The following is a 16,384-nucleotide window of genomic DNA, read 5'->3' as shown; positions in this document are numbered from 1 at the left end:
CGAACGCTGGCTCAGGTCGGGTACAACAGTTCGGCGACATGGTCGGCGATCGCCAGGCTCGCCGTCAGACCGGGGCTCTCGATGCCGAACAGATTGACAATCCGGCCCGCGCCATGATCGGCCGGTCCCTGAATCACGAAGTCCGCCGCTGGCTGTCCGGGGCCCGAGAGCTTCGGCCGGATGCCGGCATAGGCCGGCTGCAGGGCGCCATCCGCGAGATCGGGCCAATAGCGGCGGATCGCCTCGTAGAAGACGGCGCTTCGGCTGGGATCGACAGTGTAATCCACGCTGTCGATCCATTCGACATCGGGGCCAAAGCGCGCATTGCCGGCCAGATCGAGCGTCAGGTGGACGCCAAGACCCCCTTCGACCGGAACCGGATAGATCAGCCGCGAAAACGGCGATCGCCCCGGAAGCGCGAAATAATTGCCACGCGCCAGCCACTGCCGGGGGATGAGATCCCTTGGGAAACCCTCGATCCGACTGGCCACGGCCTGCGCATCGAGGCCGGCTGCATTGACGAAAGCGCTGGCCTCTACGGCGAAGGTCTCGCCATTGGCGTCGCGCGTGTCGATCCGGATCCCATCGGCTTCGATCGTCGCCCCGGCAACGCAGGTGAGGAAAGCGAAGGACACGCCTGCGGCTTCAGCGTCACCGCGCAGCGACAGCATCAGCGCGTGGCTGTCGACAATGCCCGTTGATGGCGAGAGCAGCGCGCCGGCGCATCTCAGCGCCGGCTCCAGGCTTTCGGCCTCGGCGCGTGTCAAAAGCTGGAGATCGTCGACCCCGCAGCGTTTCGCATTGGCCTCGATCGCCCGCAGCCCGTCCGTCTGGCCGGGTTCGCTGGCGACGATCAGCTTGCCGGCGCGGCGATGGCCGATAGTGTGTTCGGCGCAGTATGCATAGAGCTGCCGGCGCCCTTCGACGCACAGCCGGGCCTTCAGGCTGCCGGGCGCATAATAGAGCCCGGCATGGATGACTTCGGAATTGCGCGAACTGGTGACGGTGCCGATCGCGTCGGCCTTTTCGATCACCACCACCTCGCGGCCCGACAAGGCAAGCGCCCTGGCGACGGCAAGCCCGACGACGCCTGCTCCGGCGACGACACAATCGATTGTCTGCATGGCCTCGCTCTCAGCGCGGAGCGGCAGCCTCGAACACCTTGTCGCCGCCGATCCAGACGCTTCCTATGTCAAGATTGTCCGACAGTGCAACGATGTCCGCCGCCGTGCCATTGGCGAAGCGGCCAAGCCGGTGCGACTGGCCGATCGCCTGGGCCGGGTAGAGCGAGGCCATGCGCAAGACTTCGGAAAGCTCGAGCCCGACAGTGCAGTGCATGAACCGGATGGCCGAGATCATGTCGAGGTCGGCACCGGCCAGGGTCCCGTCGGCAAGCCTGAGGCTGCCATCCCTGCGGTAGATGGTGCGGCCGTTGAGCGTGAACGAACTCATCTCGGTGCCGATCGTCGCCATCGCGTCGGTGACCAGCACGATCCTGCCCGGTCCCTGTTTGGCGTCGAGCGCGATCCTGATCGTGGCGGGGTGGACATGGATGCCGTCGGCGATCAGCCCCGCCGACAAGGCGCCGATGTCGATGGCGGCGCCCGCCAGCCCGGGCTCGCGGTTGCCGATCTGGCTCATCGCGTTGAACAGGTGCGTGACGACGCTGGCGCCGGCTTCGGCAAAGGCTTTAGCCGTGGCATGGCCAGTGTCGGAATGGCCGAGGCTGACGATGATCCCGGCCTTGGCCAAGGCCTTGACGCGGGCAGGATCGACGGATTCCGGCGCGATCGTGGTGAGCAGCACCGGCAGCTTCTGGCGCGCCGCGATCAGCATGGCCTGGTCGGCGTCCGTCATCGGCCGGATCAGCGCCGGATCATGCGCACCCTTGCGGGCAATCGACAGATGCGGACCTTCCAGATGCAGGCCGAGGAAACCCGGCACTTTTTGCAGCGCTGCCGCTTCGCCGGCGGCAATCGCGGCGGCCGTGATTGCGGGCGTGTCGGTGATCAGCGTCGGCAGCAGCGCCGTCGTGCCGAACGGCGCGTGCGCGCGGCAGATGGTCTCGATCGAGGCGACATCGGGATGATCGTTGAGCATCACACCGCCGCCGCCATTGACCTGGATGTCGACGAAGCCCGGCACCAGCATGCCGCCGCCGGTGTCGACGGCACGGATATCCCCGGGCAGCGCGCCTTGCGGCAGCATGGCTTCGACGAGGCCGTCGCGCACGACAAGGGCCGCGCCTTCGTGCCAGTCGTCGCCGTCGAAGATGCGGGCGCCGGTCAGGGCAAAACGGTCGCTCATACGGTCTCCGTCACCTTGCGAAGGTTGCGCGGCGCGTCCGGATCGAGGCCGCGATGGCGGGCAAAGGCCTCGACGAACATGTAGAAGGAGACGATCAGCGTCAGCGGATCGGTCAGCGGGTGACCGGTGGCGACATGCGGCAGGCGCGTGGCGCGATTGGCGAGCGCCGAGGTGACGAAAACCGGCGCGCCCTTGGCCGCCAGGCTGTCGGCGGCGTCGGCGACCGAGGGCTCGGACGCGTCGCGAGCGGCCAGCGCCAGCACCGGAAAGTCGGGGCCGATCAGCGCCAGCGGGCCATGCATGACTTCGGCCGCGCTATAAGCCTCGGCATGCATGCCGCAGGTCTCCTTGAACTTCAGCGCCGCCTCGTTTGCCATCGCCGCCGACGGACCGCGGCCGAGAATGAACAGCGACTTCTGCTTCTCGATCGTCTCGGCCAGCACGCTCATCCAGTCGCAGGCGATCGCCTTGCCGAAATGCTCGGGCAGGCGGGCCAGGGCCGCGAGAAGCGCGTCGTCGCCGGTCGAATGCGCCATCAGGGCAAGACCGGCAACGGCGGAATTGATGAAGGTCTTGGTTGCCGCGACGCTGCGCTCCGGCCCGGCGAGTATGTCTATCGCATAGTCCGAGGCGCGCGCGAGCGGCGAATCGGCGGTGTTGGTGACGGCAATGGTCAGCGCGCCGCCGGCTCGTGCGGTTTCGGCCATCGCGACAATGTCGGGGCTCTTGCCCGACTGCGAGATCGCCAGGCAGGCCGAGCCGTCAAGCCGGAGCTTGCGGCCATAGATCGAGGCGATCGACGGTCCGACCGAGGCGACGGCAAGGCCCGCGGTCAATTCGACGGCATATTTCATGAAGGTGGCGGCATGATCGGACGAGCCTCGCGCCACGGTGACGACGAAATGCGGGTCGCGCTCCTTGATGCCGCGCCCTGCTTCGGCCAGCACGGCACCGGAGCCGTCGAGCAGGCGGGCGACGGCTTGCGGGATCTCCTCGATCTCGCGCTGCATATGCGTGGTGTTGGCAATCATGGTCGGCCCTCTTCGCTCGGCCCTGTCAGCCGCAGTTCGGCGACGAAATCATAGGCGTCGCCCCGGTAGATGGAGCGGGTGAACTCGATCACCTTGCCGCTCGCCAGGTAGGAAATACGCTCGATATGCAGGCCGGCAATGCCCGGCGGCACTTCGAGCAGGCGCGCATCGCCCTCGCCGAGATTGGCGGCGGAGATGCGCTGCACCGCGCGCACCGGCCTGTTGCCGGTCAATTCCAGCGCCGCGTAGAGCGAGGAGCCAATTCCAGCCGGGTCCGGCAGCACGCTGGCCGACAGCGAAGCGCGTTCGATCGCCAGCGGCGTGTCGTTGGCGATGCGCAGGCGCGCCACGCGCGCCACCAGTTCGCTCGACGAGAGGCCAAGCACCATCATCTCGTCGGGCGAGGGCGCGTAGAGGCCGCGGTCGAGCCAGGCCGAGCGCACCGCCATGCCGCGCCGCGCCATGTCTTCGGTGAAGGAAGTCAGCCGCGACAGCGACTGCTCGACGCGCTCCATGCGCGGCGCTACGAAGGTGCCCGAGCCATGGCGCTGCACCAATATGCCGCCCTTGACCAGGTCTTGCACCGCCTTGCGCACGGTGACGCGCGAAATGTCGGCCTTGGTGGCGATGTCGCGCTCGGAAGGCAGCGCGTCGCCCGGGCCGATCAGGCCGCGATTGACGGCGTCCTCGATGCTTTTCCTGAGCTGCAGGTAAAGCGGCGCGCCGCTTTGCGAGGATTGTTTGAGCGCGGCGAAGATCTGGTCGGCGGCATCGCTCATCGCGCGGCCTCCACGCGTCCAGCGAAAAGGCGTGCCGCCATCTGCACGGCACCGCCGAGTGCATCGTCGAGCGGTTCCTTCAGCAGGGCGCGGTAGCGCGCCGACAGGCGCGGCGCATAGAGCGGCGCCAGCCCGCCGAGCAGGCAGAGCGGTGCTCCGGCGGCGAGGTCGAGCGCGCCAAGCGAGGCCTCGACATCGGCGACCGCCTTGTCGAGGATCCAGTTGGCGACAATGTCGCCTTTTTGCGCGTGCTCGAACACTTTCGGCGCGAAGCCGCCGAAATCGCCAGGCTTGGCGTTGGTGGTGAACTCGACCACGTCCTCGGGATTGTTGCGGAAAACGGCCATCATACTGTCGGTCAGCGGCGAGGCCTGGCGCACGCCATCGTGCGCGAGCAGGGTCTGCTCCAGCAGGTCGCGGCCGATGCGGGCGCCGCTGCCCTGGTCGCCGACCTGGAATCCCCAGCCGCCGATGGCGCGCGATTTGCCAGCCTTGCGCGCCATATAGGCGGTGCCGGTGCCCAGGATCGCCATCGCGCCGTCACCGGAACCGACCGCGCCTTCGAGCGCGATCTCCGCATCGGTCTCCACGCGGCTGGTGCTGAACGGCAGGATCGCCTCGAGCTGCTGCCGGTAAGTGCCGACATTGGCGCCGGCAAGGCCGAGGATGGCGGGTGTTTGCGGGATCAGGTCCGGATCTTGCCCGGCGGCGATGAAAGCCTGCCGCGCCGCATCGACGATGTTCGAGCGGGCGCCGGTGAGGTCGGTGCGGATGTTGGCGGCGCCGCTTTTGGCGCGACCGACGACAGCGCCGTCCGCCGTTGCCAGTGCGGCCCTGCAGCTGGTGCCGCCGCCATCGATACCGAGCACGAATTTCACGCGATTTCTCCTCCGGCAGGATAATACCAATAAAATACCAATAGCCAAGAGTTAATTTCCGTTTCAAAAAGATTAAGCCGTATTTTATTGAAAAGGTTCCGCAATTCGTCGGCTTAGCGATTTCCTGACCGCGAATTCGTTAATGCATGTGGACAAGTGGTATTTTTTTGGTATTGTTTTGTGGATAGGAGGAACTGGGATGGCCGAAACGCGCACCGAAGCGCTGCATGGGAATGCCGAGGGGCTGGATATCCAGGCTCCCGAAGTCATCCTTGCTTCGCTGGCCGATGCGCAGGTCGAGGCCGCCAAAGCGGTCCGCAATGCCATTCCCTCCATCGCCAGGGCAGCCGAGATCATTGCCGGCCGCCTGAACGGCGGCGGCAAGCTTGCCTATGCCGCGGCCGGCAGCTCGGGCCTGATGGCGCTGGCCGATGCGCTGGAATTGCCGGGCACGTTCGGCATCCAGCGCGACCGCATCGCCATCCTGATCGCCGGCGGCGACGACGCCTTGAGGACACTGGCCGGTGGGCCCGAGGACGACGCCGAGGAGGCCACGACGGCGGTTGCCAATGCGGGTGTCGGCGTGGGCGATTGCCTGATCGCCCTCTCCGCCAGCGGCACGACGCCCTATGCGGTGGGCGCCATCGAGGAGGCGCGGCGCCGGGGAGCCGCCACCATCGGCATCGCCAACAACAGGGGTTCGGCTCTGCTCCAGCAGGCCGACACCGCCATCCTGCTCGAGACACCGCCGGAAGTGATCGCCGGCTCGACCCGCATGGGCGCCGGAACGGCGCAGAAGATCGCGCTCAACATGCTGTCGACGCTGACCGCCGTTCATCTTGGCCATGTCCATGACGGTTACATGGTCAACCTCATGGCCGATAACATGAAGCTGCGCGACCGGGCGGCGCGCATCGTCGCCGCCGTCAGCGGCCGCGGCCAGGAAGAGGCCGCCAGCCTGCTCGAGAAGAGCGGCGGCGCGGTCAAGACAGCCATTCTGCTCGCCGCCGGCGCCGACAGCGCCGATGCGGCGCGCAAGATACTGGAACGGACAGGCCAGAAGCTGCGGCCAGCCCTTTCCGCGCTGGGGCATGATCCCGAGAAGTGAAAACCGCTTTTCGGAAAAGATCGTGCTCGAACGAAGAAATAGGCCAGTTTCATTCCCGATTTCCATCGGGGTGAAACGGGCTTGCGAGGGGAACAAGGGCTCCAAAGCCTAGGTTCTCATCAAAACCGAACCTGAAAAAGGTCAACAGGGAGACTGAGCATGACAACGAAACTACTGACGGCACTGCTTCTGGGCACCAGCATTCTCGGCTCGGCCGGGTTGGCTCACGCCGAGGACGTAACGCTCAACATCGAAAGCTGGCGCGGCGACGACCTTGCCATCTGGAAGGACAAGCTGATCCCGGCGTTCGAAGCCAAGAACCCCGGCATCAAGGTGGTGTTCGCCCCATCGGCCCCGACCGAATATGACGCCGCCCTCGGCGCCAAGCTCGCCGCCGGTTCGGCGGGCGACCTGATCACCTGCCGCCCGTTCGACAAGTCGCTCGAACTGTTCAAGAAGGGCAACCTTGCCGACCTCTCGGCGCTGCCCGGCATGGAAAACTTCTCGCCGGTCGCAAAGTCCGCCTGGCAGACCGATGACGGCAAGGCGAGCTTCTGCGTGCCGATGGCATCCGTCATCCACGGCTTCATCTACAACAAGGACGCCTTCGACAAGCTCGGCATCAAGGTGCCCCAGACCCGTGACGAGTTCTTCGCCGCGCTCGACAAGATCAAGGCCGACGGCACCTATATCCCGATGGCGATGGGCACCAAGGACCTCTGGGAAGCCGCGACCATGGGCTATCAGAACATCGGCCCCAACTACTGGAAGGGCGAGGACGGCCGCAAGGCGCTGATCAAGGGCGATCAGAAGCTGACCGACAAGGACTGGGTCGCGCCGTATGAGGAACTGGCCAAGTGGAAGCCTTACCTGGGCGACGGCTTCGAGGCCCAGACCTATCCGGACAGCCAGAACCTGTTCACGCTCGGCCGCGCCGCCATCTACCCGGCCGGCTCGTGGGAAATTGGCCTGTTCAACACCCAGGCCCAGTTCAAGATGGGCGCCTTCCCGCCGCCGGTCGAGAAGGCCGGCGACACCTGCTACATCTCCGACCATACCGATATCGGCATGGGCCTGAACGCAGCCTCCAAGCACGCGGACGCGGCCAAGACCTTCCTGTCCTGGGTGGCTTCGCCTGACTTCGCCACCATCTACGCCAACGCGCTGCCGGGCTTCTTCAGCCTGAACTCCTCGCCGGTGAAGATGGAAGACCCGCTGGCGCAGGAATTCGTCTCCTGGCGCGGCAAGTGCAAGTCGACGATCCGCTCGACCTACCAGATCCTGTCGCGCGGTACGCCGAACCTCGAAAACGAGACCTGGGTTGAATCGGCCAACGTCATCAACGGCACCGATACGCCCGAAGCCGCGGCCAAGAAGCTGCAGACCGGTCTCGACAGCTGGTATAAGCCGGCCAAGTAAGAGCTCAGGCAGCGGAGCCGGCTGGGCGCATGCCCGGCCGGTTCCGGATTATCCTGTCTTCATATTGCGATTGTCGGCTCTGCCTCACGGCCTTACCCTTGCTGTTGTTGGGGAAGGCTGGCTGATCAGTCGCAGGCCTTTGTCTTGCCGCGCCGGGCAAGGTTGGGCCATGCATCGAGGCATCATCTAGCATCACATCGTCTGGAACCGAGAGACGGCGGGGACCGAACTCATGGCCGCACAAACACGACCCAAAAGACCATTCCGCTGGCATATCGCCGTCTTCCTGGCGCCGGCGGTGCTCGTCTATACGGCGATCATGATCCTGCCGCTCGCCGGCACGCTGCAGCTCTCGCTGTTCCGCAATGTCGACCAGTCCCAGATCTTCGTCGGCCTGGACAATTTCCGCACCCTGTTCGGCGATCCCAACTGGTCGGTCAATTTCTGGAATGCGTTGCGCAACAATGTCTGGTTCTTCATCATCCACATGGTGGTGCAGAACCCGGTCGGCGTGCTGTTGGCGGCAATTCTCTCCAGCCCCAGGCTGCGGTTCGCCGCCTTCTACCGCACCGCGATCTTCGTGCCGACCATCCTGTCCTTCGTCATCGTCGGCTTTGCCTGGAAGCTGATCCTGTCGCCGCTATGGGGCGTGGCGCCGCATCTGCTCGACTTCGTCGGCCTGAAAAGCCTGTTCACGCCCTGGCTCGGCAAGGAGCAGTATGCGCTGACCGCGCTCAGCCTGATCTCGGTGTGGCAGTTCATCGGCATTCCGATGATGCTGATCTATGCCGCGCTGCTGTCGATCCCCGAAGAGGTGATCGAGGCGGCCGAATGCGATGGCATCACCGGCCTGTCGCAGTTCTGGAAGATCAAGCTGCCGCTGATCCTGCCGTCGATCGGCATCATCTCGATCCTCACCTTCGTCGGCAATTTCAACGCCTTCGACCTGATCTACACCGCGCAAGGCGCGCTCGCCGGGCCGAACTATTCGACCGATATTCTCGGCACTTTCCTCTATCGCGCCTTCTTCGGCTTCCAGCTGCAGGTCGGCGATCCCAACATGGGCGCGACCATCGCCACGATCATGTTCCTGATCATCCTGGGCGGTGTCTGCGTCTACCTCTTCCTTATCCAGACGCGCCTGCGTCGCTACCAGTTCTGAGGGGACGGAGATGAGCATCGCCACCCGTTCATTGCCCCGCACCATCGGCGCCCACGCGATCCTTTTGACCTACACGGCGATCGCGCTGTTTCCGGTGATCCTGGTCATCATGAATTCGTTCAAGTCCCGTGCCGGCATCTTCGGCGCGCCGCTGACGCCGCCGACGCCAAAGACCTTCGACCTGATCGGCTACACCACGGTGATCGGCCAGGGCGACTTCATCCACTATTTCCAGAACAGTCTCGTCGTCACCGTCGGCTCGCTGTTCTTCGTGCTTCTGTTCGGCGCCATGGCTGCGTTCGCGCTGTCGGAATATCGCTTTCGCGGCAACACGATGATGGGGCTGTATTTGGCGCTCGGCATCATGATCCCGATCCGGCTCGCCACCGTCGCCATTCTGCAGTTGATGGTGGCGAGCGGGCTGGTCAACACGCTGACGGCGCTGATCCTGGTCTACACCGCGCAAGGCCTGCCGCTCGCCGTCTTCATCCTGTCCGAATTCATGAAGCAGGTGTCCGACGATCTGAAGAACGCCGGCCGCATCGACGGCCTGTCGGAATACACCATCTTCTTCCGCCTGGTCGTGCCGCTGGTGCGGCCGTCGATGGCAACCGTCGCCGTCTTCACCATGATCCCGATCTGGAACGATCTGTGGTTCCCGCTGATCCTGGCGCCGTCGGAAGAGACCAAGACGGTGACGCTCGGCGCCCAGCTTTTCCTCGGCCAGTTCGTCACCAACTGGAACGCCATTCTGGCAGCACTGTCGCTGGCGATCCTGCCGGTGCTGATCCTCTACGTCATCTTCTCGCGGCAACTGATCCGCGGCATTACTTCCGGAGCCGTCAAGTGAGTTCAGAAAGACCCCTTCGCGTTGTCGTCGCCGGCCTAGGCAATATGGGCCGCAGCCATGCGCTGGCCTATCACACCAATCCAGGTTTTCAGATCGCCGCGCTGGTCAACCGCTCCGACGTGCCTTTGCCTGGGGGGCTGTCCGGCTATGGCATCAGGCGTTCGTTCGATGACGCCCTGCGCGACGAAAAGCCCGACGTCGCCTGCATCGCCACCTATTCCGACAGCCATGCCGATTATGCGGTGAAAGCGTTCGAGGCCGGCTGCCATGTCTTCGTCGAAAAGCCGCTGGCAACGACGGTGGCCGACGCCAGGCGTGTCGTCGCGGCAGCCAAGGCCAACGGCCGAAAGCTGGTGATCGGCTATATCCTGCGCCACCACCCGTCCTGGATCCGGTTGATCGCCGAAGCGCGCAAGCTCGGCGGTCCCTACGTGTTCCGCATGAACCTCAACCAGCAATCCTCGGGCCATACCTGGGAGACGCACAAGCAGCTGATGCAGACGACATCGCCGATCGTCGATTGCGGCGTGCATTATCTCGACGTCATGCTGCAGATCACCGATGCCAAGCCGGTCGAGGTGCGCGGGATGGGCGTGCGGCTGACCGAGGAAGTCGCGCCCTCCATGTACAATTATGGCCATCTGCAGGTGCTGTTCGATGACGGTTCGGTCGGCTGGTACGAGGCCGGCTGGGGCCCGATGATTTCGGAAACCGCCTTCTTCGTGAAGGACGTGATTTCGCCCAAGGGCTGCGTGTCGATCGTCATGAAGGAGGGCGTGAAGTCCGACGACATCGACACCCACACCAAGACCTCGACCATCCGCCTGCACAGCGCCGCGACCGGCACGGACGGCAAGTTCCTAAAGGCGGACGAGATGTTGTCGATGGAAGGCGAACCCGGCCATCAGGATCTCTGCGATCTCGAACAGGCATTTGTCCTCAAGGCGATCCGCGAGGATATCGATCTCACCAGACATATGGACGACGCCGTGCGGTCGCTCGCCGTCTGCCTTGCCGCCGACGAGAGCGTGCGCGGCGGAAAGGCGGTGCGACTGTGATCAGGCTGTCGTCGTCCGCGCCTTACGGCGCCCGCTTGGCGCCTACTCATCAATTTGGAGGACTGCCGTGGGCTCGCTGAAGATCGAGAACGTGAAAAAGGCCTTTGGGCCGGTCGAGGTGCTGAAGGGCATCGACCTCGAAGTGACGGATGGCGAGTTCGTCGTCTTTGTCGGCCCTTCGGGTTGCGGCAAGTCGACATTGCTCCGGGTCATCGCCGGTCTGGAGGATTCGACCTCGGGCCGGGTGCTGATCGATGGCGAGGATGTCTCGGTCACCCCGCCGGCGAAACGCGGCATCGCCATGGTGTTTCAGACCTATGCGCTCTATCCGCATCTGACGGTGAAGAACAATATGGGCCTCGGCCTCAAGCAGGCGAACACGCCGGCGGCGGAAATCGACCGCCGCATCGGCATCGCCTCGTCCATGCTGTCGCTGGAGCCCTATCTCGAAAGACGACCTGCGGAACTTTCCGGCGGCCAGCGCCAGCGCGTCGCCATCGGCCGCGCCGTGGTGCGCGAGCCGAAACTGTTCCTGTTCGACGAACCGCTGTCGAACCTCGACGCGGCGCTGCGCGTCAACACGCGGCTGGAGATCGCGCAGCTACATCGCCGGCTGAAGGCGACGATGATCTACGTCACCCACGACCAGGTCGAGGCGATGACGCTGGCCGACAAGATCGTGGTGCTCAATGCCGGAAAAATCGAGCAGATCGGCGGCCCGATGGAGCTCTACAATTCGCCGGCAAACGAGTTCGTCGCCGGCTTCATCGGCTCGCCGAAGATGAATTTCGTCGACGGCGCCCGGCTCGGCGAGACAGCCAGGACCATCGGCGTGCGGCCGGAGCACCTGACGGTCGATCCGAAGTCCGGCGCCTGGAAGGGCACGGTCGTCCACGCCGAACATCTCGGCGCCGACACCAATCTCTATCTGGATTGCGAGAAGGCCGGCCTGATCACCGTGCGGATTTTCGGGGTGTACGACGCGGAGCCGGGAACGACGCTTTACGCAACGCCGGATCCGGCCAAGACGTATCGATTTGGGCCGGATGGGAAGACGATGAAGTAGATACGTCGGCGCGTCTTCTTTCCTCTCCCTCCGGAGGGGGGAGAGGTGGCGCCGCGAAGCGGCGACGGAGTGGGGGAAAGCGCTTCTTCCAAGCGCGGTCGCTGAAAAGCAGGCGCAACCCCAGCGAGTGCTTAGTCTCTCGCCGAGCAGTCGACCCCCCACTCCGTCGAGCTTCGCTCGACACCTCTCCCCCGATCGACGGGGGAGAGGAAAGGCGCGAAACCGTCTTCTCTCCTTTCCGGAGCACCATAAGGAGGGAACGCTTACAAATCGGCCTTGAACGTCTGCTTCTGCTGACCCAATCCCTCGATCCCCAACTCCACGACATCGCCGGCCTTCAAGAACACCGGCGGCTTCATGCCTAGGCCGACGCCGGGCGGGGTGCCGGTCGAAATAATGTCGCCGGGGTGCAGCGACATGAACTGGCTGAGGTAGGAAACGAGATAGGCAACGCCATAGACCATGGTCTTGGTCGAGCCGTTCTGCATCGTCTTGCCGTTGACCGTCAGCCACATCTTCAGGTTCTGCGGGTCTGATACTTCGTCCTTGGTCACCAGCCACGGTCCGGTCGGGCCGAACGTGTCGCAGCTCTTGCCCTTGGTCCACTGGCCCTGGCGCTCGGCCTGGAAGGCGCGTTCGGACACGTCATGGGAGACGCAATAGCCGGCGACATGGTCGAGCGCGTCGGCTTCGCTGACATATTTGGCGGTTTTGCCGATAACCACGCCGAGCTCGACTTCCCAGTCGGTCTTCTCGGAGCCGCGCGGGATCAGCACGTCGTCGTCCGGGCCGACGATGGCCGAGCTTGCCTTCATGAAGATGATCGGTTCCGGCGGCACGGTGGCCCCGGTCTCGGCGGCATGGTCGGAATAGTTGAGGCCGATGCAAATGAACTTGCCCGTGCCGGCGACGCAGGCGCCGAGGCGCGGCTTGCCGGAAACCGCCGGCAGCGACTTCGCATCGAGCTTCGAAAGCATGTCCAGCGAGGCCGGATGAAGTGTCGTGCCGGCAATATCGGCGACATGGGCGGAGAGATCGCGGATCGTTCCATCCGCATCAAGCAGGCCGGGACGTTCGCTTCCCACCTCGCCATAGCGCAGCAGTTTCATGCATCTTCTCCTGATTGCGGCCTCGTGGCCGTTCTACAAACTCTCCGCCGGGGCGGCCGTCCTCTGGAACCGGGCGGACCCTAGCCATCGGCCTGCTTCACGACAAGCGCGAACAGCCTGTATTGGCGGCCGGCGACCCGATGTCCGGTTGTCTCCAGGCAGCGCTCAGATCGACCAGCCGCCGTCGATATTATAGGCCTGCCCGGACGTGTAGGTGGCGCCGGCAAGGTAGACGGCGAGATCTGCGATCTCCTCCGGCGTGCCGAGCCGGCCCATCGGCTGGCGGGCGATGAAGGCGGCGCGGGCGGCGTCATAATCGCCCTGGGCGTGCATGCGGTCCTGCAGCGACGGGCTTTCGACCGTGCCGGGGCAGATGGCGTTGCAGCGTATGCCCTTGCCGACATAGTCGGCCGCGACCGCCTTGGTCAGCCCGATGACGGCGGCCTTGGTGACGCCATAGGCGAAGCGGTTCGGCACGCCCTTGGTCGAACTGGCCAGCGAAGCCATGTTGATGATCGACCCGTCGCCACGCTCCAGCATGCCGGGCAGCACCGCCCGGATGGTTCGGATCATGGCGCGCACGTTGAGATTGAAAGCGAAATCGAGATCACTATCCTTCATCTCCAGGATCGAGCCCGAATGGACGAAACCGGCGCAATTGAACAGCACGTCGACGGCGCCGATCTCTGCAAAGGCGGCATTGACCGCCTCGTCGTTGAGCACGTCGACCTTGCGGGTCTTGATCCCTGATGTGTTGGCGAGTTCCGCCAGCAGCGTCTCGTTGATGTCGGTGGCATGGACGGTGGCCCCAGCCTTGGCGAAGGCCAGCGCGCTCGCCTTGCCGATGCCTTGCGCCGCTGCCGTGATGACAACGACCTTGCCTGTCAGATCCGCCATGCTTTTTCCTCGCCTGCTTGGGTCAATTGCCTTTATCGGCGGCCGGCGAAAGCGTCATGTGCCAGTCAGGCGCGATTGTGCGGCCTGTGCCAGTTCACTGATAAAGATGTTTTTTCTCGTTAAAGAACATATGGCCGGGCGTCAAGCCCGATCGCGATCCCTGTGTGACATGCCCTAGAGCCGGATGATTTCAGCTCGAGTCGACCTGAAAGCTGAATCCGTCTCTAAATCAAAGGGATAGAGCATGATGTCGTCCGAAAACCGCTTCACACTTTTCGGCATCATGCTCTAGTCGCCGTAAGGCACCCAGACATTCTTCACCTCGATGGCACGGCGCAGAAAAACGTCACCGGCGGCTTCTTCCGAGGCCCAGTCGAGGCTGCGGCCGTTGCCGCTCCAGACGCGTTTGAGGTTGCCGATGGACTCGGCTTCCGCCTTGGCGCAGGTATCCGCGTCGGCGAACAGCCAGAGCCCGTCGACGTCGTCATGCTTGGCCAGCACGCCGGCAAGCTCCGCGGTGCGTCCGGTGACGATGTTGATCGCGCCGGCCGGCACATCGGAATATTCGATGACCTGATAGAGATCGGTGGCCAGCAACGGATACCGTTCCGACGGCACGGCGACCACCGTGTTGCCCATGGCCAGCGCCGGCGCGACCAGCGAGATGAAGCCGAGCAGGGGCTGATTGTCCGGCGCGACGATGCCGACGACGCCGACCGGCTCATGCAGCGCCAGCGTCACGGCACGCGCCGGCGGCTGGTGCACGCGCCCCTCGAACTTGTCGGCGAGGCCGGCATAGAGAAACAGCCGTTCGATCGAGAGCTCCACCTCGTCCCGTGCGGCCTTGGCACTGGCTCCGGTCAGTTCGGTGAGCCGGGCGGCAAATTCTTCCGCGCGGCCGGAAAGGTTCTCGGCCAGGTAATAAAGCACCTGCGACCTGTTATAAGCGGTCGCCTCCGGCCAGCTTCTGCAGGCGCGGGCAGCCGAAACCGCATCGCGGATATCCTTGCGGCTGCCGAGCCCGACTTCGCCGGCGAGCTTGCCCTTGGCGGTGGCGACGGCAAGCGAGTAATTGCCGTCCGGCCGCACCTGCTTGCCGCCGATGAACAGCTTCGCGGTGCGGTCGATAGCGACGCCGTCCGCCTGTTCCAGGGGCTGCACCGACGATGTCGCCTGCTTGATGACCGGGCCGAGCGGCAGTTTCGCCGCCAGATATTCGAACATGCCCTCGCGCCCGCCCTCGCGGCCGAAACCGCTCTCGCGATAGCCGCCGAAGCCGCAGGCGGCGTCGAACATGTTGGTGCCGTTGACCCAGACCACGCCAGCCTTCAATTGCGGCGCGACATGGAGCGCCAGGTTGACGTTCTCGCTCCACACCGAGGCTGCGAGGCCATAGCGCGTGTTGTTGGCGAGTTCGATCGCTTCCTCGGTGTTGCGGAAGGTCATGGTGGCGAGCACCGGCCCGAACACCTCTTCCTGCGCCAGAATATTAGCCGGCGAAACACCGGTGGCGAGCGTCGGCAGGTGATAGTAGCCGGAAGACGGCAGCGTTGCATCCGGCTGCCAGCAGACGGCGCCCTGGCGGGCACCTTCGGCGATCAGTCCCTTGACCCGGTCGAGCTGGGTCAGGTCGACCAGCGGGCCGATATCGGTGTTCTTGTCGAGCGGGCTGCCGACACGCAGCCGGCTCATCCGTGTCTTGACCTTGGCGATCAAGGCATCGGCGATGCCTTCCTGCACCAAAAGCCGCGAACCGGCGCAGCAGACCTGGCCCTGGTTGAACCAGATGCCGTCGACCAGGCCCTCGACAGCGCTGTCGAGATCGGCGTCCTCGAAGACGATGAAGGCCGACTTGCCGCCAAGTTCCAGCGACAGCTTTTTCCCTGAGCCCGCAGTGGCCTTTCGGATGATCTTGCCGACTTCCGAGGAGCCGGTGAAGGCGATTTTCTGGATGCCGGGGTGGTTGACGATCGCCGCGCCCGCTTCCGGACCGCCCTGCACGATGTTGACGACGCCTTTCGGCACGCCGGCGCGCTCGCAGATCTCGGCCAACAGAATGGCGGTGAGCGGCGTGAACTCGGCCGGCTTCAGCACCACGGTACAGCCCGCCGCAAGCGCCGGCGCGATTTTCCAGGCCAGCATCAACAGGGGAAAATTCCACGGGATGATCTGGCCGACGACGCCGACACCCTTTTGGCCGGGAAAATCCCTGTCCAGCGCCTGCGCCCAGCCGGCGTGGTGAATGAAATGGCGGATCGCCAGCGGCACGTCGATGTCGCGGCTTTCGCGGATCGGCTTGCCGTTGTCGATCGTCTCAAGCACCGCGAACAGCCGCTGGTGGCGCTGCATGGCGCGGCCGATGGCGTAGAGCACTTTCGCGCGCTGGTATCCGGAACTGGCGCTCCATTTCGGCAGCGCCTTTGCGGCGGCCGCAACCGCCGCGGCGATGTCGGCGGCATCGGCATCGGACACCTTGGCCAACAGCTTGCCGGAAGACGGCTCGCTGGTGTCGAAAGTCTTGCCGCCGCCGGCCGCTTTCCAGGCGCCGTCGATGAACAGCGCTTTAGAGAAATCGCGCCCGGCCAGCCATGCATCGGCCTCGTTGCGAGCCTCCGGCGCCGGGCCGTATTCCATGGCGTGATAGCGTTCAAGGATGTTCATCAGGTTCCTCCTTCACCCTCCCCCTTGTGGGGAGGGTCGATCGGCAAAGCCGATCGGGG

The 16,384-nt window shown here is 64.6% G+C and carries 14 protein-coding genes; 6 read left to right on the top strand and 8 right to left on the bottom strand.

The genetic code is table 11. The features are described 5' to 3' along the window. Positions 1-11: 11 nt before the first annotated feature. From FJ936_RS22905 to FJ936_RS22885, 5 genes are read right to left on the bottom strand one after another with little or no spacing between them, the layout of a single operon-like run. Positions 12-1,124, bottom strand: a complete 1,113-nt coding sequence (locus FJ936_RS22905) for an NAD(P)/FAD-dependent oxidoreductase (protein WP_141907027.1) — start codon at positions 1,122-1,124, stop codon at positions 12-14. Between the two features lie 10 nt (positions 1,125-1,134). After that, the gene (nagA, locus tag FJ936_RS22900; RefSeq protein WP_140792351.1) at positions 1,135-2,307 is read right to left on the bottom strand and encodes an N-acetylglucosamine-6-phosphate deacetylase; all 1,173 of its coding nucleotides are present in this window, start codon (positions 2,305-2,307) and stop codon (positions 1,135-1,137) included. Continuing rightward, positions 2,304-3,338 carry an SIS domain-containing protein gene (locus tag FJ936_RS22895; protein ID WP_140660278.1) on the bottom strand — a complete coding sequence of 345 codons (1,035 nt, stop codon included), beginning with the start codon at positions 3,336-3,338 and terminating at the stop codon, positions 2,304-2,306. Before FJ936_RS22895 ends, nagA begins: the two co-directional genes overlap by 4 nt. Next, a complete protein-coding gene (locus tag FJ936_RS22890; RefSeq protein ID WP_140792349.1) occupies positions 3,335-4,117 on the bottom strand; it encodes a GntR family transcriptional regulator in 783 nt (260 codons plus the stop codon). Before FJ936_RS22890 ends, FJ936_RS22895 begins: the two co-directional genes overlap by 4 nt. Further along, entirely contained in the window at positions 4,114-4,995 is an 882-nt protein-coding gene (locus tag FJ936_RS22885; RefSeq protein ID WP_141907026.1) for an N-acetylglucosamine kinase, read from the bottom strand. The genes FJ936_RS22890 and FJ936_RS22885 overlap by 4 nt, the downstream gene beginning before the upstream one ends. Before the next feature lie 199 nt (positions 4,996-5,194). Here FJ936_RS22885 and FJ936_RS22880 point away from each other — a divergent pair, with 199 nt between their 5' ends. The 6 genes from FJ936_RS22880 to FJ936_RS22855 all read left to right on the top strand — a co-directional run bounded on the left by FJ936_RS22880 (position 5,195) and on the right by FJ936_RS22855 (position 11,658). Beyond that, complete coding sequence (locus tag FJ936_RS22880) at positions 5,195-6,103, top strand: N-acetylmuramic acid 6-phosphate etherase (RefSeq protein ID WP_141907025.1); 909 nt, start codon at positions 5,195-5,197, stop codon at positions 6,101-6,103. Between the two features lie 159 nt (positions 6,104-6,262). Continuing rightward, on the top strand, positions 6,263-7,522 hold the full coding sequence (locus FJ936_RS22875; protein ID WP_015314652.1) for an ABC transporter substrate-binding protein: 1,260 nt from the start codon (positions 6,263-6,265) through the stop codon (positions 7,520-7,522). A 232-nt stretch (positions 7,523-7,754) separates the two neighbouring features. Beyond that, positions 7,755-8,684 (top strand): sugar ABC transporter permease, encoded by a 930-nt coding sequence (locus tag FJ936_RS22870; RefSeq protein WP_141907024.1) that lies wholly within the window; start codon positions 7,755-7,757, stop codon positions 8,682-8,684. Positions 8,685-8,694: 10 nt separating this feature from the next. Next, complete coding sequence (locus FJ936_RS22865; RefSeq protein WP_140660275.1) at positions 8,695-9,534, top strand: carbohydrate ABC transporter permease; 840 nt, start codon at positions 8,695-8,697, stop codon at positions 9,532-9,534. After that, positions 9,531-10,592 (top strand): Gfo/Idh/MocA family oxidoreductase, encoded by a 1,062-nt coding sequence (locus FJ936_RS22860; RefSeq protein WP_141907023.1) that lies wholly within the window; start codon positions 9,531-9,533, stop codon positions 10,590-10,592. The genes FJ936_RS22865 and FJ936_RS22860 overlap by 4 nt, the downstream gene beginning before the upstream one ends. Before the next feature lie 67 nt (positions 10,593-10,659). Further along, a complete protein-coding gene (locus FJ936_RS22855; RefSeq protein ID WP_141907022.1) occupies positions 10,660-11,658 on the top strand; it encodes an ABC transporter ATP-binding protein in 999 nt (332 codons plus the stop codon). A gap of 263 nt (positions 11,659-11,921) precedes the next feature. On the opposite strand, the gene FJ936_RS22850 is transcribed toward FJ936_RS22855, so the two are convergent. From FJ936_RS22850 to FJ936_RS22840, 3 genes are all read right to left on the bottom strand, one after another. After that, a complete protein-coding gene (locus FJ936_RS22850; RefSeq protein ID WP_140719413.1) occupies positions 11,922-12,767 on the bottom strand; it encodes a fumarylacetoacetate hydrolase family protein in 846 nt (281 codons plus the stop codon). A 165-nt stretch (positions 12,768-12,932) separates the two neighbouring features. After that, positions 12,933-13,664: an SDR family oxidoreductase gene (locus FJ936_RS22845; RefSeq protein ID WP_141907021.1), complete on the bottom strand. Its 732-nt coding sequence runs from the start codon at positions 13,662-13,664 to the stop codon at positions 12,933-12,935. A gap of 288 nt (positions 13,665-13,952) precedes the next feature. Continuing rightward, positions 13,953-16,325, bottom strand: a complete 2,373-nt coding sequence (locus FJ936_RS22840; protein WP_141907020.1) for an aldehyde dehydrogenase family protein — start codon at positions 16,323-16,325, stop codon at positions 13,953-13,955. Positions 16,326-16,384: the final 59 nt, after the last annotated feature.

The sequence above is a fragment of the Mesorhizobium sp. B2-4-13 genome (assembly GCF_006658535.1).
GTDB classification, from domain to species: Bacteria; Pseudomonadota; Alphaproteobacteria; order Rhizobiales; family Rhizobiaceae; genus Mesorhizobium; species Mesorhizobium australicum.
Note: the sequence above shows the minus strand (reverse complement) of the source record. Positions and strands in the feature narration are given on the sequence as shown.